This is a genomic window from Blautia sp. MCC283 (assembly GCF_018785565.1).
Lineage (GTDB): Bacteria > Bacillota > Clostridia > Lachnospirales > Lachnospiraceae > Blautia_A.
On sequence record NZ_WQQB01000015.1, the window covers coordinates 107,850 to 131,664 of the forward strand.

Sequence of the window (23,815 nt, forward strand, 5' to 3'; positions counted from 1 at the left end):
AAAGTCCGCTGTCTGAGCGGCAGCAGGCCGCGAGTTCGGACTTTTGTAAAACGGTTTTAGCAGAATTCCGGCGCCCTAGAAGCCAGCCCCCGACGAAGCCGCAGACCAGACAGCATCCCCTTCCACGGCGTCCGGTCCGTCCATCCGCACAAAAAAGGAGACACCCCCATTTCAGTGTCTCCCCTCCGGAATCGTATACTCATTTCTTATATATATCTCCGTAAACAACTTCTCCCTATCCGGTTCCTCCCCATTAAACAGCAGTCTAAACAAAATCATCACCGGCTCATACCCCTGAATCCTAGCATCCTGCCCGATCAGAAAATGAATAAACCCTTTCCTCATCAATTCATAATTCCGCCCCATAAAATCATTGGCAACCATCTTCACCAGCCCCATCTTACCAGCCTCGGCAATGGCCCGGCATACCCCCTCCTCACCATGAGAAGTAAGATAAATCCCCGCAAGATCCGGAACCTCTTTAAAAATCTTCTCCGCAACCTCTCTGGCCCGCACATTCTCCTCAAAACAATACTCCGGCCCAATGATCTCAATCCCCGGATACTTTTTCCTCATCTCAGACCGAAACCCCGACACACGACTGCTAAGAGAAGTATTGGTCCTGTAACCAGAGATAATGGCAACTTTCCCCTTTCCCCCGGTAAGTTCTCCCATAAGCCCCGCAGCCGCCCGTCCACACTGCACACCATTCTGCCCCACAAAACAAAGCCGCTTCGTATCCTCCACATCGGAAGTAAAAGTCACCACTGGAATATGATACTCTTCCACAAACCGGTCGATCTCTTTTTTCACCTCTTCGGCTTCAAGAGGAACCATCGCAATACCGCTGACTTCTTCTTGCCGCATTTTTTCCATGGCAAAAAGAACATCCTCTGCACTTTGATGCTCAATGGTATGGATCAGCACCGTGCCGCCCAGATTATCGACTTCCGCCCTGGCCTCCTCAACACCCTTCATGACTTCCTTCATAAAAGGAGTCTCCGCACCCTGAAGGATCACGCCAATCTTGATATTATTTCTACTCATGGACAGGGCACGGCCCAGCTGATTCGGTTTATACCCCATCTCCTCCGCGATCTGCCGGACCCGTTCTGCCACTTCCGGCCTGATACGCCCTCTGTTATTCAATGCTCTGTCAACGGTTCCTCTGGAAACACCAGCAGCCTCTGCAATCTGTCTTATGGTAACACCCATGTTCTTGCTCCTCTTCTCTGCTATACCCTATGATATGCCGGAACCCTTCCGGTACTCCGCAGGGCTCATCCCTGTGATCTTCTTAAATGTCTTGGAAAAATAGTGGTAATCTCCGAAACCGGAGCGCAGGGCCACATCCTTCACCCTGCAGTTCGTCCCGGAAAGAAGCTTCTTCGCACAGTCAATCCGAAGCTCCTGCACATAATTGGAAAAACCAATCTTCATCTCCTGTTTGAAAAGATAACTGAGATAGGCAGGATTCACCTCCGCCGCATCTGCCGCATCCTGGAGGCTGATCTGCTCTTCATAATGTTCCCGGATAAACTCCAGCGCCTTTTTCACAGCAGCAGAAATCCCCTCCGGAACCACATCCTCTCCTCCTGCAAAAAGTTCCGAAATACAGGAATTTCCCTTTTCCCGGAATTCTTCAAAATCTTCGATTTCTTCATACCAGATTGGATCTTTTTCAAGACCTGCTGTCTGGTTCAGTTTCTTAAGCCACTGTACAAGAAGCCTTCCGTCTGTATAACGGTTCTGGCATTCTGTAAGAACCTGCTCCCAGAGTTCTTCCGCCTTTTTTCTGTCTTTTTCTGCTTTCAGGGCAGAAATCTGTCCCTCCAGTCTGTCGGCACTTTCCGGCAGAACACTGTCCTCTTTCTTCCGGCCTTCAAAATAAAGGATCTCTTTTTTCTCATAAAAATGCAGTTTCATCATTTCTCTGGCCTGCTGGTAAGCCTGACGGATTCCTTCCTCTCCCATGCAGACACTGCTGACACTGATGCCGAAATCGCAAAAATCCTCCTGGCAGTGCCGGTAGCAAATAGCCGCAACCTCTGTCAGCCTCTGCTGCATGGCTGAAGTCCTGCAGTCCCTGGAAAGATCCAGAAAACAACAGAAAATCCCTGCACCAAGATAAATCACTTCTGTAAATTCGCTTTCTGTTCCAAGGAGCTCTTCCGTCCGTTCCAAAAGCCTGTGGCGAAAATGATGGGAATACTGTTCCACTTCCAGCGGAGTCCACTGCCGTTCCCGCTCCGCCCATCTCTCCATAAACATGCAGATCACAGCACTGTTAAAATATTTCCCGGCGATCCCGGCTTCCACACGTTTCTCCTCACGTGCCTGGTTTTTCAGCATCCCGGAGATCAGGCCGTTGAAAAAATAATATTTCAGGGCATGGCTTCCCAGATGGATCAGTTTTCTTGCCTGCGCCTGTTCCTGGCTTTTTTTCCTGCGGTTTTCGATCAGCCGGGCTGATTTTTCCAGGGTATCATAGAGACTGTCCTCATCCAGACTGTTTTTCAGCACGTATTCATCCGCGCCAAGGCGCATGGCCTCTTTTACATATTCAAAATCATCATGACAGCTGAGCACGATAATATAGATATCCCTGTTTTCCTCACGGATCTTTCGGATCAGCTCAATGCCATCCATCACAGGCATGGTGAGATCCGTCACAAGAACATCGATCTTTTCTTTCTGAAGAAACCCGTAGGCTTCCTCTCCGTCCTCAGCATCATCCACGATCTCGTATCCAGCTTTTTCCCAGGAATCCAGTGTTTTCAGATAACTCCTTACCAGAAAATCATCATCTGCCACCAGTGTTCTGTACATCAGCTTTTCCTCCCTTCTTCCGGTATATCATAAATTGCTGGCAGAAAGACAGTAACGATTGTACCATTACTGCTGCTGTCATATTTCATTCCACCTTTTTCTCCATAATAAAGCTCCAGTCGTTCTTTTACATTGGGAACTCCCACTGCGGAAAGTCCCTTTGTCTTTTTTTCACGACTTCCCAAAAGATCCCGGATCTGTGCTTCTGTCATTCCTCTTCCGTTATCTTTTACTATAAGGATCAGTTCTCCTTCCTTTACTTTTCCGCTGATCCAGATCTTTCCTGTCTGCCGCTTGATGTCAATCCCGTGAAGAAGGGCGTTCTCCACAAGGGGCTGAAGGATCAGCCTTGGAATATAGCACCGGTATGCTTCCTCGGAAATCTCATACTCCACCTGAAAACTCCCCTGATAACGGAAATCCTGCAGATGGATATAGTTTTTCAGAATATGGATCTCATCAGCAACAGAAAGAAAGCTTCCCTTCTTATTAATGCTGGCCTGGAGAAGCTCCACAAAATCTCCGATAAGGCCTGCCAGCTCTTTCTCTCCTTTTAAGAATGCGGCAAATTTGATGGAATTCAGTGTATTATACATAAAATGCGGTGTGATCTGATACTGCAGTGCTTCCAGTTCCGCATCTTTTTTCTGCTGTTCCTCCTCGATCACCTGGGCGATCAGGTCTTCAATATAATCCAGCATATGATTGAATTCTTTTCCCAGAGTTCCAATTTCATCGGCAGTGGTCACTTCTGTGCGAAGACTTAAGTCTCCCTCGCCTACCTTCTCAATGGTACCGGTCATGGACCGGAGCGGTCCGCATACCACTCTGGAAAGCCACAGTGCCAGAAGCACAGCCACCACAAAAACAGCCCCGAAGATTCCGATCAGGAAAAGCCTCATCTGGGAAAGCCCGCTTAAGACTTCTTTTTTGGGTACTTCCAGATATAACCCACAGTCCGAAAAACTCCCTCTGCTGAAAAAAGAGATCACACCGTTTTTTTCCGTATATCCTTCCATTTTAGGAACATCATGGTCTGCAATCTCAGGAAATGTTTTCCCAAGATCACTGTAATCTTCTGAAGTCACGATCTCATTATTTCCATCCACAAGCAGAATCCTGGTGATCTTCTCATCATTGACAGCTTCCAGATATTCATAATAAATGGCACGTTCCTTGATGTCCGCCGCAACATATCCCAATGTCTCTCCGTTGTCATCTTCCACCTTCTGGATCACCGAAAGAAAACTGCTGCCTTCATGGACCAGGGATTCCACAAGGACCGGAAAAGAATCCTTCCCCTGTACTTCTTCCAGCTCTTCGATCCGCTCTCCTTTAATCCCTTGTTTGTTTACCGGAAACTCTTCCGATGTCACCGCCATTTTTTTATCCGGAAAAACAAAATAAAGCGAGTTGATATCTTTATATTCCCGGCTGTGTTCCCGAAGAAGCCCTGCCATATTTTCCAGACTGTTTTCATTTCCGGTACGAAGGTAATCCGCTGCATTGTTCCGGATCTCTTCATCCCAGGCAGTTCTCGTATTCACATAATAAATCTCTTTCAGGGATTCGTCCAGATCTTTTACTGTCTGCTGCATCCGTCCGTACAGGATCCCGGAATAGTTTTCTTCGATCATCCCTGCCGCCCGGAGATAAAATACCACGGTAAGGGAACCAGCAGTAAACATGGTAACTGCCAGGATCGCCAGCAGGATTTTTGCCCGGATGCTTTTTAACACAAGAACTCCTCCCTTCTGCAAAGCGGATATCTCTCTTCCGCTTCGGCTGTACGCTCATGAACGCAGGAAACAGCAGGAGTGTTTTACCCCTGCCTGTTTTCTGTTTGTGGTTGAATATATGTTTTACAAGTCGATCATAACTGTCCGTGTGCCTCGCGCTCGGTAAGCTCCTGCATGATCGCCGGATACATTTTGTCAAGCTTATATCCGAAAAGCGTTACAATGATCACTGCTGCAATGAGGATCGGTCCGAATTTATAAAGAGAAACGATCATCTCCAGTGCTGTTTCCGGCTGTGCAGTTATTCCTGCAGATGAGCTTACATATCCGGAGCTGCTTAACAGTCCTGTGATCATTGCTGATGCAAGACCTGCACCAACTTTTGTTCCGATGGAACCGCCTGCAAAGATCAGGCTTTCCTGACGGATGTGGTTTTTCCACTGTCCAAACTCAACTACATCACCAACCATACTGAATACAACTGCATTTAACGGTGCAAGTCCGATCGCACGTGTAACACAGCTCATTACCATGAAGCCGAAGCTGTATGGGTTCAAGAAAAACAGAAGCTGTCCGCCAAGTGCAACAAATCCGCCGATAAATGCGATGTTTCTTTTTCCGAATTTCTTGATCAACGGTGAGCAGACGAAGATTCCCACTACCAGCACCAGTGTTTCTGTAAGGAACAGTGCACTGTACATCCATGTATCATTGTTGAAGATATATTTGCAGTAGTACGGAAGAATAGTTCCTGTGATCGTAAAGGATACACTCTGTACTGTCCACAGAATCATTACTGCCCAGAAATACTGATTTGTGAAAAGTGCCTTCAGCATTGTCGGAACCGGAAGCTTCTCATCTTTCTTTCTTGCTTCGATTTGAACCTTCTCCTCACATTTGAAGAAGCAGAGAAGCAGAAGTGCAAGTGCAAGCACTGCCCATACGCTCATAACCTTGATCCATGCAGCCTGATCATTTCCAAGAAGCTTTACAAGCGGCAGTGTACAGGTTGCAGCAACGATCTTTCCGATAGGAGAGAGTCCCATTCTCAAAACACTGAGTTTATCTCTCTCAGATGATTCACGGATCATCATTGATGAAAGACTTCCATATGGAAGATTGATCGCTGTATAGCATATGGTCGTACAGAAGTTATAAGTTACAAAGAGATACAGAAACTGAAGCATCCCTGTTGTATGCGGCACTGTGAAAAGCAGCACTGCTGACAGCGCAAACGGAATGCTCATCCACAGAAGCCAGGGTCTTGATTTTCCCCATTTGGAATTGGTCCTCTCTACAATAACACCCATGACCAGATCGGAAAATCCGTCAAAGCATCTGGAAAGTAACATTACCAGTCCTACTGTTGCTGCGCTGATCCCTACATAATCTGTGTAAAACAGCGTCAGCAGTGTTCCGATCATTCCGAACACGATATTACATCCTACATCTCCTCCAGCATAACACAGCCCTGTTGATACCGAAAGTTTTTTCTTCTTCTCCATCTTATTATCCCGCCCTTTCATTTCTTTTCGTTTTTGCTTTCGACTTCCTTTTGATGATTCTATTTTATCGAAAATACGGGATTATCAAAGTGTGAGAAATTTTAGTTTTTTCGGTATTATTTTTGCCTGACTGTTAAATCTGTGCCAAAGTTTTTCTGGTTCAGATTTCTCTGCATTCTGTTTTTGTCCTATTTTTATGTTTTGTGTTTTATTTTTGGATAAATTCTCTCTGATTCATGTCTGTGTACTTTATGAAGAAGAATATTTATCTTCTTTTATGTATGCATCAATATTTTCCGTGGTAAGCACCTGGGAATCCAGGATCTCATCCTCTCCGGTTCTCTTTCCTTCCAGATCGTTCACAATATACCGGATGGTTTCGTAACCAATCTGATAACCGGACTGGGCACCCAGGGCCACGATACGTCCATCCTGAACTGCTTTCAGAGCATCTTCCTGAGCATCTACAGAAACAATAGAGATTTCCCTCCCTTCCGTTGCCTCCGCAAGTCCCAAGGCCGTCACAGCACTGGTGGTCATGATCCCGTCAAGATCCGGATACTTCTTGAGGATCTCATCCACATCTTTCTGAGAAACCTGCATATTGCTGTAACCGTTTCGCACCATTTCAATGGTGATCCCGGGTTCTTTTTCCATATATTTTTCAAATCCGTTAACACGCATCCGATGCCCTGCCTGATTAAAATCACCGGCGATCACACCGATCTTTCCCTTATGATCCAGGGCCCTGGCAAGCTGCTCGCCAAGCTCATAACCCAGTTTTTCATTGTCAATTCCGATATAAGGTACATCTGCATCTTCTATGGGGGTATCGCAGGCGTACACGGAAATACCTTTTTCCTTCGCCTGCTGCACATACTCTTCGCATTCATAAGAATCAATTGGGGAAACCGCCAGCGCCTGGATATCTGTTTTCAGAAGATCCCTGATCATATTTTTCTGGACTTTTTCCTCTGTCTCAGAATCCGGAGACAGGATCACCACATCCGCATGATATTTTTCCGCCGCATCTTCCATTCCGTCACAGACGGACAGCCAGTATTCGCTGCTTTTGGATTTTGTGACAACACCGATGGTTACCTTTTCCTCTTCTGTTTTCTTTGCTGAGGGCCCGCATCCGGAAAGGCTGCAAAAACTTAAAACTGCCGCCAGAATACAGATATATTTTTTTCTCACGAAGGATATGCCTCCCTTTCTTTTGCAGCTGCCGCTGTTTTTACTACGGAAAAAAAGACTCCGGAGCCTTTTTCTCCGGTCCGGAGTCTTTTCTTATCTGGCATTTCGGGTTTACATGTGCATTTTACCAGAGTTTTCTGTAGATTTCTTTCACTTCTTCTTCGGTTACGTCACGCATGGTATTCTGCGGGCTTCCGCTGTCCATAGCGTCATGTGCCATTTTATCAATTACATTGAAGAATTCTTCTTTGTTGATTCCGAACTGCTCCAGAGTCGGAGTATCCAGTTCATTTACAAGTGCCTCTACTGCTTTCAGGAATTTCTCAGCTGCTTCCTGATCGGAATCGGAGGCATCTGCAACACCGATATCGCGGCCAAGGGCACCAAATCTGTCATATGCTCCAGGAAGCGCAAAGGTAAGGCACTCTTTCAGAAGCATGGCATTGGAAAGTCCGTGTGCTACATGGAACAGTGCTCCGATCGGACGGCTCATTCCGTGGATAATGGTAACAGATGCATTGTTGAATGCGATTCCTGCCTCAAGAGCAGCTACAGACATCTGTACACGGGCTTCTTCGTTCTTTCCGTCTTTGTATGCAACTGGAAGATATTTAAAGATCCTCTTTACTGCAGATACTGCAAAAGTATCAGAAAGTGTCTGTGCTTTTCTGGATGTATAAGCTTCCACACAGTGACAAAGTGCATCAAGGCCTGTTGCTGCTGTGATCTTTGGAGGTGCAGTCATAGTAAACTGCGGGTCGATAATGGCAAGATCCGGCATGAGAACTTTGCCTTTAAGAAGCATCTTGATGTCTTTTTTAGTATCTGTGATGATCGTGAACTGTGTTGCCTCAGATCCCGTCCCTGCTGTAGTAGGGATTGCTGCCATTGGCGGCATCTTTACATCGATCACTTTTCCCATGTAATCGGAAATGCTTCCGCCATTTACTACCAGTGATCCGATAGCTTTCATGGAGTCAATGGGGCTTCCGCCTCCCAAAGCTACCAGGAAGTCACAGTTCTCATCTTTATAGATCTGTAAGCCTTTTTCAATCATGGTATCTGTCGGCTCACCACAGATGTCAGAATAAATGCTGTATGCAATGCCCTGATTTGTCAGCGCCTTCTCAACTTTTGCACAGTTTCCCAGGTCGATCATTACTTTATCGGTTACGATCAGAGCTTTTTTACCAAGGAGTTTCAGTGCGTTTTCCGCCATATCCAGTGCTCCGGAACCGGAAATAATTTCTCCAGGTACAATAAATTCTCTTGCCATTGTCAAAATCTCCCTTCAGTCAGTACAATTTCTTTCATAATAGCAGCAGATTCGCTGCTGTCCGTTTTTTGGGACAGCAACGGTTTCTCCTCGTTCTGCTGCCGGTTATTTACGTGTCAGTATTCGTTTTACCAGATTCCTAGAATTCAGCATCATGAAGCCAGGTATATCTCTCATCCTCGCAACGGTCTGTCTGCAGCCACGGATTTCCATCGATGTGACGGATCATCCAGCATGTGTACATCTGATATCCAGGTGCAACTGCCTGCGGATGAAGCTCTCCTCCGGGAATTGCGGAAAAGCTCTCATCTGTGCTCTTGAATACCTGATCTCCTACAAAGCTTGCTCCGAATCCTTCCGGATGATCGAATTTGAAGAAGTATGTCTCCGGCTGTGGATGTCTGTGTGGCAGATATCCGGACCAGTTTCCTCTGTCGTTGAGAACCTCACCAAGTACCATGTTGGACTCCGGTGAAATGTCATGATCGAAGATGGTGTTTACCCTTCTCTTTGCAACATTTCCGAATTTGCCCACACAGGAATATCCCCACGGAGCATCTTCCGGTTTATAAAGTTTTGCACCGAAATCTTTTTCATTCTTTGTGCACTGAACAAGGATCTGTGACTCTGCATTTGCCACAACTGTGATCTCTGTTCCTGTGCATCCGTGAACGCACCATGGTCCTTCTGTGAACACATCTTTTCTTGTTGCTGTCGCCTCGTTTCCGTTCCATTTATAAGTAATGTTTCCGGAGAGAAGGAGAACTGCTGTCTCCTCACCCTCTCTTAAAAATGTTCTTGTCTCTCCTGCTTTCATACGGTAAACACGGATGTCCATCATCATGGCCTTGTACTCATTATCGTATGTTGTAAGAATCTTTTCGCCTTTTTCGTCATATTCCGGATAACCAAATACTTTACTCATTTTCTTACCTCCCAGATTAGTACAGTCTTGCCTCTTCACGGCCTTTCATAACTCCCTCGCAGGCCTTTCTTACGCTTTCTTTCTCAGATGTTGTTGCAATTCCTACATCCCACCAGGACTCATATCCGTCTGTCATGGTCTTCGGGATAACTTTCAGATCAAAGAGGCATGCAACATCCTGTTTCTTGGCATCTTCCAGAGCGTCAACAAGCTCCTGGATGGTGCGGCAGGTATAAGTCTTCAGGCCATAGCCTTCGCCGACTTTTGCATAATCTACAGGGATCAGGTCTCCGGTCGGTTTCTTACCGTCAGTGTAACGGAACTCTGTTGCAAGGCTTCCGATTCCGTGGTTCATCTCAAGGTTATTGATGCAGCCAAATCCACAGTTATCAAATACCATGATGTTAACTTTCTGTCTCTCCTGCATGATGGTCATGATCTCACTGTGGAGCATCTGGAAGCTGGAGTCACCAACTACGCAGTATACTTCGTTGTCCGGCTCTGCGAATTTTACGCCAAGGGTAGCGGCAACTTCGTATCCCATGCAGGAATATCCGTACTCTGCATGATATCCGCCACGTTTGTCTGTTCTCCACATACGCTGCATACAGCTTGGAAGAGAGCCGCCTGCTGTGATGATGGTTGCATCTTTGTCGATGGTTCTGTTGATTGCTGCAAGTGCTGCTGTCTGTGTGATCTTTCCGTTTGTAAGTTTTACATACTCCGGAATGGTACGTGGATCTCTTGCCTTGATCAACGGCTCAAAGTCATCTCCTGTGTACTCGATGCTTCCCAGACGCTCCATCTCTTTATCCCATGCAGCTTTTGCTTTCTCGATCTCATCTGTGTATGTGGATTTATATTCTCTTGCACGAAGTTTCTCTGCAAGTGCTTCTACGGTAACTTTTGCATCGCCCACTGCTTTTACCGCATCCATCTTGTATGCGTGGAATCTGCAGTTGTTGATGCTTACGAACTGAACATCCTCGTTCTGGAACAGATGCTTGGAACTTGTTGTAAAGTCAGACATTCTGGAACCGATGGAGATTACCACGTCGGCGTCTTTACCGATGATGTTGGAAGCATAGGTTCCTGTTACACCGATACCGCCAAGGCAGTATGGATTGCTGGACTGGCAGGCGCTCTTTCCGGCCTGTGTCTCACCAAAGGGGATCTTGAACTCCTCACAGAATTTCTCAACGGTTTCTCCTGCTTCTGAATAACGGACACCACCACCAACAATAACCAGTGGTTTCTTGGCTCCTGCGATGATTTCTGCCACATCCTCAAGCTCTTCGTCTACTGCAACCGGTCTTGTGATTCTGTGTACTCTTTTCTTGAAGAAGTACTCCGGGAAGTCAAAGGACTCGCCCTCAACATCCTGGCAGAGTGCGATACAGCATGCACCTGTCTCAGCCGGATCTGTAAGAACTCTCATTGCGTTGATAAGAGCTGTCATAACCATCTCCGGTCTTGTGATCCTATCCCAGTATTTGCAGACTGGTTTGAATGCATCGTTTGTACTGATGGCAAGACTGCTGCTCTGCTCCAGCTGCTGAAGAACCGGGTCAGGCTGACGGGATGCAAAAGTATCTGCCGGGAATACAAGAAGCGGAATGTTGTTTACTGTAGCTGTCGCACATGCGGTTACCATGTTTGCGGCTCCAGGTCCGATGGAAGAAGCGCATGCGATAATTTTCTTACGGTTGCTCTGTTTTGCAAAAGCGGTTGCAACGTGGCACATGCCCTGCTCGTTTCTTCCCTGAAGAACCTTTAACTGGCCCGGGTTGGTATCCAGTGCCTCACCAAGTCCTACGGCAATACCGTGTCCGAAGATCGTGAAAAAGCCTTCTACAAATTTTGTCTCCACTCCGTCCATGGAAACGTACTGATTATCCAGGAATTTTACAATTGCTTGTGCAGTTGTCATTCTTACTGTCTTTGCCATTTTTTCCACTCCTTTTCTTTATACTCTTGCGATCATTTCGCCGAATTTTTCTTTTTCTTCTTTAATGAATGCGTGAACTTCATCTGGTCCCGGAAGGGAGTCGGAGCAGTTGTTGCTCTTAACCATCATGGATGCCTCTGCGGAACCGAACTCCAGACAGTCGATGATCTCCCATCCCTGATACAGTCCATACAGGAATCCGGAGCCGTATCCGTCACCGCCGCCGAAGCCTTTTCTTGCCTCAACCGGGAATGGCTTGATGCTGAATTTCTGTCCGTCGATAGTGTATGCTGTGGAACCTTTCATACCATGTTTGATCACAACGATCTTTGCATTCTTTGACTGCCAGTAAGCTGCACTCTCCTCATCGGTCATGCCTTCTTTGATCAGCTTCTCTGTAAGGTCGAACTCTTCTCTGGAGCCCATAATGATGTCGGCTTCCTTGGCTACGATGGAATAGTAGATGGAAATCTCATCTGCGTTCTTCCAGTTGTATTCTCTGTAATCGATATCAAAGATGATCTTTGTATTTACTTTCTTTGCAAGCATAACTGCTTTGATGGCTGCTTCCCTGGACGGACTCTCTGCAAGAGCTGTTCCTGAAATGAGGATCGCTTTTGCGTTTTTGATGTAGTCCTCATGGATATCATCTACATGAAGCTGCAGGTCTGCGATGCGGTTACGATACATGAGGATGCTGCTTTCCTTCGGAGAAAGCATCTCGGTAAAGGTAAGTCCCAGTTTCTCTCCGTTTGTGCACTTTGTGATCTGTGAGGTATCGATTCCTCTCTCATTGAAATAATCCACTACATACTCACCGAACTGATCGTCAGAAACCTTTCCGATGAATCCTGCTTTCAGGCCATGTTTGGTAACACCTACAGCGATGTTTGCAGGAGATCCTCCTACAAATTTCTCAAACATATGTACTTTCTTCAGGGGTTTGAACTCTTCTTTCACCTGATCGTTGTAAGCAGGGTTGAAATCAATGGCAACTCTTCCAAGGAGTACCAGGTCCATTGGTCTGGATTCATCAAATTCGATATACTTCATGATCTTACCTCCGTTTGTTTGATGGTTTATTTTTTACTTCTTTTTTGTGTGCTTTTTTGTTTTGCGTGCTTTTATTCCTTTTCAGCGTGCTTTCTTGCGTGTTCCTTATGGTGTTAATATAGCACTCTTTTTCAAATTGAGCAAGTACTTCTTTCCATTTTCTTTGTTTTCTGTTATTCTGTACAATTTCTGTGGTTTTATTTTGTTGAAAGTGGATATTGTTGTTACGTGCTTTTACGTGCTTTAGATTTCAGCACGCATATAGCACGCTTTCAAAGTACACATTCCCCATATTATCAGTTCCTCATAGGCTCATTGTCAGAATTTTCGCTTATATTTACTGCAAATATTTCCAATGGCATTCCCCATAGCACACAACAGGGCAGGTCCTTTCCATGCAAAAAAAGCCTGCAGGTTTCTGCAGACTTTTCTTATTTTTCCGTGTGATCTTTCGCCAGATGGCCCGATCACAGATTATATTTGGTTTTGATCTTGATATCTGTAAAAAGGAATTCCCGTTCCGGTTCCTGTCCCTTGGTCAGGATATCTGCCAGGATCCTGGGCGGTTCATAGCCCTGGACATATCCGTTTTGATCGATGAGGAAATCCACGGAATCATTTTTCAGTGCTTTTTCATTCTTCGGTGTCTGATCATAGATCACAACATACGGACGGCGGTCCAACCTGAGCTTATCAAACGCTTTTCCCACTCCAGCCTGGCCGCCGGATACCACCAGGATCCCGCTGATCCCGGACGTGCTCATCATGGCATTCTCGATAATATGCTCCACTTCCGACGCCTCGTCAAAACTTCCGTGAACCCCGGCGATCTCCAGATGCGGAAACGCTTTCTTGGCTTCTTCCACAAACCCATCCACACGCTGATTGTCAACATGGTTGCTGAAATATCCGGTAATGATCAGGATCTTTCCGCTTCCTCTTGTCATCATTCCTAAGAGACCCGCTGCGGTACGTCCGCTCTTACGGTTATCCATTCCCACAAAGCAGGCTCTTCTTGTTCCTACAATATCCGAGTTAAAGGTTACCACAGGAATATTCTTCTCTTCAATGAGAGCATTCAGTTTCTCCCGGACAGCCTCACTGTCCACCGGCATCACCGCAAGGCCACGGATTCCTTCCTGTTCCAGTTCTTCAATGGCCTGAAGCTGTTCGTCCTCATCAACGGAAAGGCCTTCTTTCAGGATCAGCTGGATTCCTTTTTCTTTCAGTTCCTGGGAAGCTTTCTCAATACCACGGTTTACTTCCTGCATAAAAGAGGATCTGGCAAGCTGTGTCACCACTCCGATCTTCAGTCTTTCATCTTTGGCCGTTCTGGAACGTTTCCGTTCTTTCTGTACATATCCCATCTCGTCCGCCAGACGACAGATCTTCTCTGCCACCTCCGGATTGATCCGTCCTCTGTGGTTTAATGCCCGATCTACGGTTCCTCTGGAAACCCCTGCCCGTTCTGCAATCTGCTGTATCGTTACCGCCATAAATCCTTCTCCTGCTTCTGCCTTACTGTATCACTGCCGTTCTCTGTCCGACAATGATCATTCTATATACATTTATATATTTTTTTCGAAAATGTGTCAATATGTAAGCCGTATTATCCATGAACAGATATTTTAACCTCATCCCCGGACAGCCATATGATATGCTTCCTTATAGGACATCCCCGTTTTTTTACAGAGCTTTTTTACACTTTCATATTCCGGGTAAAAATATTCCTTTCCATCAAAAGTGCAGACTTTTACTTCTACCTCCCCCAGAGGGGTTGTAACCGTTCTTTTTTCCCGTTTCAGAATGGTTCTCTCCATCTCCTGACGGCGGATCCCGATGGTCGTCGTTTCTCTGAAAATAATCTGCTCCATTGCCGGAATCTGCTCTTTTTTGCAGAGAACGGTAAGCAGCCATGCCGGGCGGTTTTTTTTCATAAATACCGGCATGTAATTGGCTTCTCTGGCTCCTGCCCCATACAGGCATTCCATAACATAACCCAGGGTTTCTCCTGTACAGTCATCAATGTTAGATTCCAGCTTCACGATGGTGTCTGTTTCCGTGGAGACATCCGTTCCTGAATCATCCCCGGATTTCCGGATCAGCATGGCACGGAGGATTCCCGGACATTTGTACTGGCGCTTGCCGGCTCCGATGCCGATCTTTTCCACGGTAAAATCTTCCGGCAGTTTTTCTGATGTAAGGAATGCTGCCACAATGGCTGCTCCGGTAGGCGTTACCAGCTCGCCCTGTACCGGCGTAATATGCAGTTTCAGATGATGGGCACTTACAATGTTGCTGACTGCAGGCACCGGAACCGGAAGGATTCCATGCTGGCAGCGAATGGTTCCGCTTCCCTCACAGAGTCTTGGAACGATCACTTCCTCCACATCCAGATCATCCATGCAGATTGCAACTGAAAGAATATCCACAATGGAATCCACTGCCCCCACTTCATGGAAATGCACCTGATCTTCCGGTACATTATGGGCTTTCGCCTCTGCATGGGCCAGGATGGTGAAGATTTTTTTCGCATAGGATCTCGCACGGTCTGTCATATCTGCATGGTCGATGATCTCCATGATTTCATTAAGGCCGCGGTGTTCGTGGTGGTGATGACCGTGGTTGGAATGCATCGTTTCTGTATGTGTATGACTGTTTACATGAGCTTCCTGCACACGATGTTCATGAAAATGGGTATGCTCATACACATCCAGGGTGTCATGACCATGTTCATGATGATGTCCTTCATGGCCGTGAGAATTCCCATGATGTCCGTGCAGATATTCCATATCATGATCGTGATTCTCATGTTCCTGATCAAGAAGCACATCAAAATCACAGGCGTCGATCCCGGATTTTACCACTCGGCTGATCTTTATATCGAAGCCTTTTACCGGAAGGCTTTTAAGCGCTCGCTCCAGCTTTTCTCTGTCTGCACCCAGATCAAGAAGTGCCGCAACGGTCATATCTCCACTGATCCCGGAGGTACACTCCAGATATAATTTGTTTTTCATCTATTTTCCCTCCGCAAGCCGATTGATCTGGGTTGCCAGATATCCGGCTCCAAATCCGTTGTCAATGTTTACTACCGCAATTCCGTTGGCACAGGAATTGATCATGGTCAGAAGTGCTGACAGCCCATGGAAGCTGGCTCCATATCCTACAGAAGTAGGTACTGCGATCACCGGGCGTTTCACAAGTCCCCCCATCACGCTTGCCAGCGCTCCCTCCATTCCGGCTACCGCAACCACACAGTTGGCCTCCTGGATGGTATCCAATCTGGAAAAAAGCCTGTGCATACCACTGACCCCCACATCATAGATCCGTTCCACGTGGGTACCGAAATACTCTGCTGTCTGGGCTGCTTCCTCCGCAACGGAAATATCTGCAGTTCCGGCTGTACACACTGCAATTTTTCCAATATGTTCTTTTTCTTTTTCAATCTTCAAAATTCCGGAAACCGGATCATAAACCACCTGAGGAAGGATGCTCTTTACCAGTTCATACTGATGCCTGGACGCCCTTGTTCCAAACACTTCTCCGTCTTCCTCATAAAGTTTCTGGTAAATATTCAAAAGATGTTCATCTGCTTTTCTTGCACAGTAAACCACTTCCGCAAAACCGGTCCGTTCTTTTCGGGTAGTATCCAGCTTCGCATAATCCATTTCCTCATATCCTTCTTTTTTCAGAAGGTTCTCTGCATGCTCCACAGAGAGCCGGCCATTCTTTACTTCTTCAAGAATCTGCTGTAATGTCATTTTTTACTTCCCTGTTCTTCCATAGTATAATAACACAATAGCCAGACATTTGCATTATTTCCGCAAATTGTCTGGCTATCGCCATTTTTCGGGCATCTGCCTGAAGTTTTCCTGTTTCTGTTAATCGATCATTTTCTCATACTGCTCGGAAATCTCATCAATGTCACCATATGCGATCAGTTTTCCTTTTTCAAGGATCATCGCTTTGTTGCAGAGGCGCTGTACCTGCTGCAGAGAATGTGAGACAAACAAAACGGTGACGCCTTTGTCGAACATACTGAGAACTTTTTTCTCACTCTTTTTCCGGAATTTGGCATCTCCTACGGAAAGTACCTCATCCAGGATCAGGATATCCGGTGATACCAGTGTTGCGATGGAAAATCCAAGTCTTGCTTTCATACCGGAAGAATAGTTCTTGATCGGTACATCAATGAATTCCTTCAACTCTGAAAATTCAACAATCTCATCAAATTTCTCTTCAATGAAACTCTTGGAATATCCAAGCATTGCTCCGTAAAGATAAATATTCTCACGTCCGGTATACTGTGGATCAAAGCCGGCTCCAAGTTCAAGAAGAGGAACCAGTCTTCCGTTTTTGATAACTTTACCTTCCGTAGGTTTGAATACACCTGCGATCACTTTAAGCAGAGTACTTTTTCCAGCTCCGTTCAGTCCCAGGATACCAACACGGTCTCCCTTCTGCACCTCAAAATTCACATTCTGAAGAGCCCAGAATTCATTATATTTAATTTCTTTTTTTATGAATTTAATCAGATAGTCTTTCAGGTTATCGACCTTTTCTTTACTGAGATTAAATTTCATACTTACATTGTCTACTACAACTGCCGGTTTTCCCATTTTTCTCTCCTGTAAATCCGCAATTATATATAAAGTATAAAGTCATCCTGCTTCTTTTTGAAACAGATCATTCCAACTACGATTGCAACCAGACTGAATATAAGCGCATAAGCAAAATAGTGCATATTCATCATCTCGCCAAACATGGCTGAACGGAAAATACTGATAATACAATACAGCGGATTAAATTTCAGTATCCATGCAAATCCACTCTTTAAAAGTCTGGAAGGATAGTAAAAGATCGCACAGGTATACATAATGATCATCAGTGCTACTGACCAAAGATATTCCATATCCCTGAAAAATACTCCGATCGTCGCAAGAATCATTCCACATCCATAAGAAAGCAGAAGAACCAGGATCAGTGCGATTGGGATCTGCAGCATATAAATTGTAGGCTGGATTCCCTGTACGACTGCAACGATAGCCAGCACGATCAGTGAGATCAGAAAAATTACATAATTATAAAGTACGCTTGACAGCGGATAAATATACTTCGGCACATAAACTTTCTTGATCATCGCCGCATTCGCCCGGACTGATTTCAGTGCGCGTGTCGTCGAACTTGAATAGTAGCTGTACAGCAGACGGCCTGTCAGGATATATACAGGGAATGTCTTGTCTTTGTTTCCAAACAGAGTACCGAATACGATCGTCAGTACCATCATGGTAAGAAGAGGTTCCAACAGGGACCATATAATACCAAGATAAGAACGTCTGTACTTCAGTTTGATTCCTTTTTTTACAAGTTCTCTCAGAAGAAACCTGTAATGCATAAAAGTATTTACGTATTCTTTCATAGCATCTCCAATATTCAATTTTTTCTTTGTTCACATGGCTGTTAAACATAATATACCATTTTTACAATTCTGGCAACCTTATTTTTTTCCAAAAAAATGCGTCTGAACACATCTTTTTAAAAAAAGCTCAAAAACCGGGGCCGATACAGAAGAAATTCTGTTCCGGCCCCGGTGTACTCCTGGCTGATTTTATATGAAAGGTCTGTTATCTCTTAATATTGAATGCCTTAAATCCCGGGTATACCGCTGCATCCCCAAGCTCTTCTTCAATTCGGAGAAGCTGATTGTATTTTGCAACACGCTCACTTCTGGACGGCGCTCCGGTCTTGATCTGGCAGGTATTTAATGCTACCGCAAGATCTGCAATAGTTGTATCTTCTGTCTCACCGGAACGATGAGATGAGATTGCAGTATAGCCTGCTTTATGTGCCATTTTGATTGCTTCCAGAGTCTCGGATACAGAGCCGATCTGATTCAGTTTGATCAGGATGGAATTTCCGCATCCAAGGCTGATACCTTTTTCAAGGCGCTCGGTATTTGTAACAAACAGGTCATCACCTACGAGCTGTACTTTTCCACCCAGCTCTTTTGTCATGATCTGCCATCCTTCCCAGTCTTCCTCGTCAAGGCCGTCCTCGATGGAGTAGATCGGGTATTTCTCGATCAGGTTCTTCCAGTGCTCAACAAGCTCTGAAGATGTAAATTTCTTTCCACATTTCGGAAGGACATACTCACCCTTCTGGCTTCCTTTCCACTCACTGGATGCAGCATCCATAGCAAGTACAAAATCTTTTCCAGGCTCATAGCCCGCTTTCTTTACTGCCTCGAGAATGTACTCGATGGCTTCTTCATCGCTTCCAAGATCCGGTGCGAAACCACCTTCATCACCAACACTCGTTGCAAGGCCTTTTTCTTTCAGAAGTGCCGCAAGTGCATGAAATACCTCTGTGCACCAGCGAAGTCCCTCTTTGAAGCTCGGCGCTCCTGCAGGCATGATCATAAATTCCTGAACATCTACGGTATTTGCGGCATGTGCCCCACCATTTAAAATATTCATCATCGGAACCGGAAGTCTGTTTCCATTCACACCGCCAAGGAATCTGTAAAGCGGAATGTCAAGGGAAATCGCCGCTGCACGTGCGCATGCAATAGACACCGCAAGAATGGCATTTGCACCAAGTTTGGATTTATCTTTTGTTCCATCTGCCCTGATCATGGCAGCATCCACTGCATAAATGTCAGATGCATCCATTCCTGTCAGTGCATCGTTAATTACAGTATTGATATTTTCAACGGCTTTGGAAACACCCTTTCCTCCGAAACGGGCCTTATCCTGATCTCTCAGCTCAAGTGCTTCGAACTCTCCTGTGGATGCACCACTTGGTGCTGCTCCTCTTCCTATCGTTCCATCTGCCAGATAAACCTCTGCCTCTACGGTCGGATTTCCTCTTGAATCAATGATCTCTCTTCCAATGACTTTCTCGATCTCTAAATATTCCATTTGATATTTATCCTCCTGTCTGGCCTTTCGCCCTGTCCGTAAACTTTGCCCGGGCCGCGTTTTGTCAGGGGATACGGCCCGTCACAATTATTTACGCAATAGTTAGAACCTGCTAACCATTTATAAGTTTACTATACCTAACTTTTGTGGTCAAGAGGGGTTACTGTCATTTTTTTCTCAATTACTTATTTAATCGAATCAAGAAAGTCCCCTGCTGAGTTACGAATGTCCGCCCGACTATTTCGTCAATATTTTCAGAATATTTAACAGAAATGCGAGAATTTTACGTATTGACAAGGCTTTGCAGATTATGATAATATAATCGCCGAAATAAAAACTGAATATGGTTTATGGCAAAATCCTGTCATATATTGGAAACGCACATTCTCCTGAATGATTAACGAACAACACATGCTTTACGGTTTTACATTATCACTTAATCATTTTAAAGGAGGATTTTTTATGCCAAAAAACAAATTTCAGGAAGTCATCTTTACTATCATCATGGTATTTTTCATGGTTTACGCCATGATCTGTTACAACATTGTACTGAATACCGGAGCAATGACAAACAGCGTATTCCTCTCCGCTTTTCGCGAGCTGACTTTTATGGGACCGATCGCCTTTGTCCTTGATTTCTTCCTTGTATCCAAACTTGCCTTTGCCTGCGCGAACCGCATGGTAAATTTTCGTAACTGTCATCCATTCAGTATGATTCTTGCAATTTCTGTTGCCTCTGTTGCCTTTATGTGTCCGCTGATGAGCTTTTTTGCAACTCTTTTCTTTAAACATGCAGGAAATCAGTTTATCGCAGTCTGGCTTCAGACAACTTTTATGAACTTTCCTGTTGCATTTTTCTGGCAGCTGATCTATGCAGGCCCGATCGTACGTTTTATTTTCAGACATATCTTTCCTGAGAAAGAGGATTCAAAAGAAACCGCACCAAATATGTAAAGGTCAGGCGGATACTCTCAATCCGCATTCACTGCGCAGCTCCAACTCGAATAAATGCTTCGCAGTTTATCCAGTAAAAAAGCACATTGCCATGGTTAAACCACACCCCAAAGTCAGACGTTTGGGTGACGCTTTACTCCATGCAATGTGCTTTTTTATACTATACTTTTATATACTATATTTTTTACGTGGCTCTTTTTGATCTGATCTTCTGATCTCTCAGGCTGTTTTCTTTAATTCCGGCATCTTAAAGATCTTCACGATCAGCGGGATCACCATAATGATCCACACAATAGGTTCTGCCACGATCACACCGGTATATCCCAAAAGCGGTACCAGCGTCACCGCGATCACTACTTTTCCGATCATCTCCAGTGCACTGGAAACAAGAGGGATCACCGTTTCTCCCAATCCCTGCATGGCATTTCGAAGGACACTGATCACAGCCGTTACGAAATAAAAAACCGTATCAAATTTAAGATAATTCGTTGCATTGAGGATCACAGTCTCGTTCCGGCTTCCTGTAACCAGATATATCAGCTGTTTTCCAATAGTAAAACTAAAGATCACTGTCATCACAGACCAGATACAGGTATACAGAACTGCCAGGCCGATTCCATGGCGCACGCGGTCCATCCGCCCTGCCCCGGCATTCTGCCCGCAGAAGATCGCCATCGTCTGCCCAAACACACCAAACATGATCATAAACATCTCCGTGATCTTGCGGGCCGCTGTATGGGCCACGATGATATCTCTTCCCAGACGGTTGATGGAAGTCTGCAGCGCCAGAGTACCAAGATTTACAAGAGAACTTACAAATCCCATGGACAAGCCGGAACTCAGCATATTTTTCATCATATTTCTGTCCAATCCTGTAAAATCCTCTTTTTTCAGCCGGAGGATCTCATATCTGCGGATCATATAAAACCAGCATACAAGAAACGCCAAAGTCTGTGAGAGTACTGTGGCAATGGCTGCTCCCTGTACGCCTGCTTTTATCACCAGGATAAAGAACAGATCTCCTGCGATATTTAAAGTCACAGACACCGCCAAGATCACAAGCGGTGTCACCGTATCTCCCAACGCACGCAGCGATGCCGCACAGGTATCATAAAGAAATGTTGTCAGCATGCCTGCGATAATAATAAAAATATATGCTCTGGCAGTTCCCACCAGACGATCCGGCACATTTAAAAATCCCAGGATCGGATGAAGAAACAAAAGTCCCAGAACGGTCAGGGCCAGAGAGATCACACTGCCCATCAAAAGAGACAATGCAAACGATTTTCTCACTTCCTCTCGATTTCCGGCGCCAAATTTCTGTGCAGTTACTATGGCAAACCCATTTGCAAGGCCCATCAGAAATCCGATGATCAGGCCGCTCAAAGGACTGGTAGCCCCTACAGCTGCCAGCGCATCTTCTTTCAGAAAGCTTCCCACGATCCTGGTATCTGCCAGGCTGTACGTCAGCTGCAGAAGATTTCCCAGAAATACAGGAAGTGCAAAGGACAGGATCAGCGTGGAAGGTTTCCCCTTTGTCAGATCTTTCATGTCAGGCCTCCCTCAGTCAATGATATCATTCTGAAAACGAGAAAGATGCTCATAGGGAAGGATCATTCTTCCGCGAAACAGTCCACAGCCGTCATTGATCAGGCTGTTGTTTACCGCACCAAACATATTGACATCCAGTTTTGCCAGATCCAGTCCGAGAAGCCGCATTCCACGTTCGTAAGCTTCATCAAAATAGATGCATTCTCCCTCCGGAATGGTATCTCTTCTTCTGCGCTCACTTTCCTGTTTTTTCTCATAACTTAAATGGTTCGCGGATCCAATCTCTGCCACATCATCCATGTCCTTTGTACGCAGCTGTACTTCCATATAACTTCTGGAGCTGTTATCATAAAAAGTAATATGCAGAGACTGATAATCTTCCTCGCTGTTGTTACAGATATAATCCCGGTAATAAGGTTTTGCTTCCTCGCTTAACAGTGGAGAGGTACTTTCCTGCACGCCTCTGGCCGGCTCTGCGGTAAATCCTCTTTCTTCCAGAAATCCCGGAAGTACATTGGCGATCTCATAAAGATACCGAAGTTCTTCTTCTCTGACATTCTCGCCGTTTTTAAGATGGCATCTCGGCATGGCGATAACGATCCTGTAGGCAATAAAATCCCGGAAGCAGCTTAAGCGCTCTTTGATCTGGGATACGGAAGGATATTTCCCATGCTCTTTATAGTAATCATAGATAAATTCTACTACATATCCATTAAATTTCTCTTCCGCACGGATCAGAGATTTGATCCTTCCCTTGAAGGTAAATGCCAGAAACGGGTATTCCCCTGCCATATATTTATAAAATTCCCGGATCTTCTGGGACTGGGCAGTAAGGAAATCGTTATGTTCCAGAAGTTCCTGGATCTGGATCAGGAAATTACAGTGTACCAGATCGATCTCGTTGCGTTTTTCTTTTGCTTCTGTCCGCAGATCCCGGATATATTTTTTCAGTATCCGAAGAAGGGTATCTCCGGAATACAGGTAATCATTCAATGTTATCATTTGTGTTTCTCTTTTCTTAAAATTTCCTTCTTTCCAGGATTACATATTTACCACTACTTTTTCAACCAGTTTCTGGAAAAACTCCGCTATACGGTCTGCTGTCTCCTGCACTTCTTCATGGTTCAGCGCTTCTTTTGAAATCCCTGCTGCCATATTTGTGATACAGGAAATTCCGCAGACTTCCATTCCCATATGACGGGCTGCCATAGCTTCACATGCGGTACTCATTCCGACAGCATCACCGCCCCAGCGCTGAGCAAGTCTTATCTCTGCCGGGGTCTCATAGTTAGGTCCTGTAAACTGCACATAAACCCCTTCCTTCAGTTCAATTCCACATTCTGCAGCGCATTTTCGAATCACATCCTGAAGGGATCGGCTGTATACTTCGCTCATATCCGGAAATCTGGTTCCAAGTTCATCAATATTAGGGCCGATCAGAGGACTTGGAACTGCCGTTGTAATGTGATCCGTGATCATCATAAGATCGCCGGGATGGAAGGATGGATTGGCGCCTCCGGCCGCATTGGTGAGAAGAAGTTTTTTTGCCCCAAGAAGCCCCATCAGACGTGTCGGAAGAACTACGTCAGACATTGGATATCCTTCATAATAATGAACCCGGCCCTGCATGATCACAACCGGTGTTTTCTCTACATAACCAAATACAAAACGTCCTTTGTGCCCTTTTACTGTCGATACCGGAAATCCTTCGATATCTGTATATTTAATGATCTGTTCGATCTGGATCCTCTCTGCAAAGTCGCCAAGTCCAGATCCCAGAACCAATGCGATTTCCGGTTTAAAATCTGTTTTCTCTCTTACACTTTCCAGACATGTCATTAATTTCTGATACATAGTTTCCGCTTCCCTTCTTATCTTAATACCGTCAGAACCATATTGCAAAAATCCCCTGCTTTTT

The 23,815-nt window shown here is 45.3% G+C and carries 19 protein-coding genes; 1 reads left to right on the forward strand and 18 read right to left on the reverse strand.

Going from position 1 to position 23,815, the window contains the following annotated elements:
• Positions 1–171 precede the first annotated feature (171 nt).
• The 15 genes from GPK81_RS04760 to eno all read right to left on the reverse strand — a co-directional run bounded on the left by GPK81_RS04760 (position 172) and on the right by eno (position 19,392).
• Positions 172–1,215, reverse strand: coding sequence for a LacI family DNA-binding transcriptional regulator (locus GPK81_RS04760; protein WP_021976601.1), 1,044 nt, complete (start codon positions 1,213–1,215; stop codon positions 172–174).
• Between the two features lie 27 nt (positions 1,216–1,242).
• Complete coding sequence (locus tag GPK81_RS04765; protein ID WP_021976602.1) at positions 1,243–2,829, reverse strand: response regulator; 1,587 nt, start codon at positions 2,827–2,829, stop codon at positions 1,243–1,245.
• Positions 2,829–4,568 (reverse strand): cache domain-containing sensor histidine kinase, encoded by a 1,740-nt coding sequence (locus GPK81_RS04770; protein ID WP_215706625.1) that lies wholly within the window; start codon positions 4,566–4,568, stop codon positions 2,829–2,831. Before GPK81_RS04770 ends, GPK81_RS04765 begins: the two co-directional genes overlap by 1 nt.
• 134 nt (positions 4,569–4,702) lie before the next feature.
• Entirely contained in the window at positions 4,703–6,073 is a 1,371-nt protein-coding gene (locus tag GPK81_RS04775) for an MFS transporter (protein WP_021976604.1), read from the reverse strand.
• A gap of 249 nt (positions 6,074–6,322) precedes the next feature.
• A complete protein-coding gene (locus tag GPK81_RS04780) occupies positions 6,323–7,270 on the reverse strand; it encodes a substrate-binding domain-containing protein (RefSeq protein WP_021976605.1) in 948 nt (315 codons plus the stop codon).
• A gap of 124 nt (positions 7,271–7,394) precedes the next feature.
• The gene (locus GPK81_RS04785; RefSeq protein ID WP_021976606.1) at positions 7,395–8,546 is read right to left on the reverse strand and encodes an iron-containing alcohol dehydrogenase; all 1,152 of its coding nucleotides are present in this window, start codon (positions 8,544–8,546) and stop codon (positions 7,395–7,397) included.
• Positions 8,547–8,685: 139 nt separating this feature from the next.
• Positions 8,686–9,471 carry a 5-deoxy-glucuronate isomerase gene (locus tag GPK81_RS04790; protein ID WP_021976607.1) on the reverse strand — a complete coding sequence of 262 codons (786 nt, stop codon included), beginning with the start codon at positions 9,469–9,471 and terminating at the stop codon, positions 8,686–8,688.
• A 16-nt stretch (positions 9,472–9,487) separates the two neighbouring features.
• Positions 9,488–11,419 carry a 3D-(3,5/4)-trihydroxycyclohexane-1,2-dione acylhydrolase (decyclizing) gene (iolD, locus tag GPK81_RS04795; protein WP_021976608.1) on the reverse strand — a complete coding sequence of 644 codons (1,932 nt, stop codon included), beginning with the start codon at positions 11,417–11,419 and terminating at the stop codon, positions 9,488–9,490.
• 18 nt (positions 11,420–11,437) lie between these two features.
• Positions 11,438–12,472: a 5-dehydro-2-deoxygluconokinase gene (gene iolC, locus GPK81_RS04800; RefSeq protein WP_021976609.1), complete on the reverse strand. Its 1,035-nt coding sequence runs from the start codon at positions 12,470–12,472 to the stop codon at positions 11,438–11,440.
• Positions 12,473–12,939: 467 nt separating this feature from the next.
• Entirely contained in the window at positions 12,940–13,968 is a 1,029-nt protein-coding gene (locus tag GPK81_RS04805; protein ID WP_021976610.1) for a LacI family DNA-binding transcriptional regulator, read from the reverse strand.
• A 138-nt stretch (positions 13,969–14,106) separates the two neighbouring features.
• Entirely contained in the window at positions 14,107–15,489 is a 1,383-nt protein-coding gene (gene larC, locus GPK81_RS04810; protein WP_215706626.1) for a nickel pincer cofactor biosynthesis protein LarC, read from the reverse strand.
• Positions 15,490–16,233: a nickel pincer cofactor biosynthesis protein LarB gene (larB, locus tag GPK81_RS04815; protein WP_215706627.1), complete on the reverse strand. Its 744-nt coding sequence runs from the start codon at positions 16,231–16,233 to the stop codon at positions 15,490–15,492. It lies immediately after the preceding gene.
• Positions 16,234–16,353: 120 nt separating this feature from the next.
• A complete protein-coding gene (locus tag GPK81_RS04820; protein WP_021976613.1) occupies positions 16,354–17,091 on the reverse strand; it encodes an ABC transporter ATP-binding protein in 738 nt (245 codons plus the stop codon).
• A 23-nt stretch (positions 17,092–17,114) separates the two neighbouring features.
• Positions 17,115–17,891, reverse strand: a complete 777-nt coding sequence (locus GPK81_RS04825) for an ABC transporter permease (protein ID WP_021976614.1) — start codon at positions 17,889–17,891, stop codon at positions 17,115–17,117.
• A gap of 205 nt (positions 17,892–18,096) precedes the next feature.
• Complete coding sequence (gene eno, locus GPK81_RS04830; protein WP_021976615.1) at positions 18,097–19,392, reverse strand: phosphopyruvate hydratase; 1,296 nt, start codon at positions 19,390–19,392, stop codon at positions 18,097–18,099.
• A gap of 462 nt (positions 19,393–19,854) precedes the next feature.
• Here eno and GPK81_RS04835 point away from each other — a divergent pair, with 462 nt between their 5' ends.
• Positions 19,855–20,346 carry a DUF2798 domain-containing protein gene (locus GPK81_RS04835; RefSeq protein ID WP_021976616.1) on the forward strand — a complete coding sequence of 164 codons (492 nt, stop codon included), beginning with the start codon at positions 19,855–19,857 and terminating at the stop codon, positions 20,344–20,346.
• A 219-nt stretch (positions 20,347–20,565) separates the two neighbouring features.
• Here GPK81_RS04835 and GPK81_RS04840 read toward each other — a convergent pair whose 3' ends face one another.
• From GPK81_RS04840 to GPK81_RS04850, 3 genes are read right to left on the reverse strand one after another with little or no spacing between them, the layout of a single operon-like run.
• Positions 20,566–21,897 carry an MATE family efflux transporter gene (locus GPK81_RS04840; RefSeq protein ID WP_021976617.1) on the reverse strand — a complete coding sequence of 444 codons (1,332 nt, stop codon included), beginning with the start codon at positions 21,895–21,897 and terminating at the stop codon, positions 20,566–20,568.
• A gap of 12 nt (positions 21,898–21,909) precedes the next feature.
• The gene (locus GPK81_RS04845) at positions 21,910–22,899 is read right to left on the reverse strand and encodes a guanosine polyphosphate pyrophosphohydrolase/synthetase (protein ID WP_021976618.1); all 990 of its coding nucleotides are present in this window, start codon (positions 22,897–22,899) and stop codon (positions 21,910–21,912) included.
• Positions 22,900–22,938: 39 nt separating this feature from the next.
• Positions 22,939–23,751 carry a purine-nucleoside phosphorylase gene (locus GPK81_RS04850; protein WP_118071568.1) on the reverse strand — a complete coding sequence of 271 codons (813 nt, stop codon included), beginning with the start codon at positions 23,749–23,751 and terminating at the stop codon, positions 22,939–22,941.
• Between the last annotated feature and the right edge of the window lie 64 nt (positions 23,752–23,815).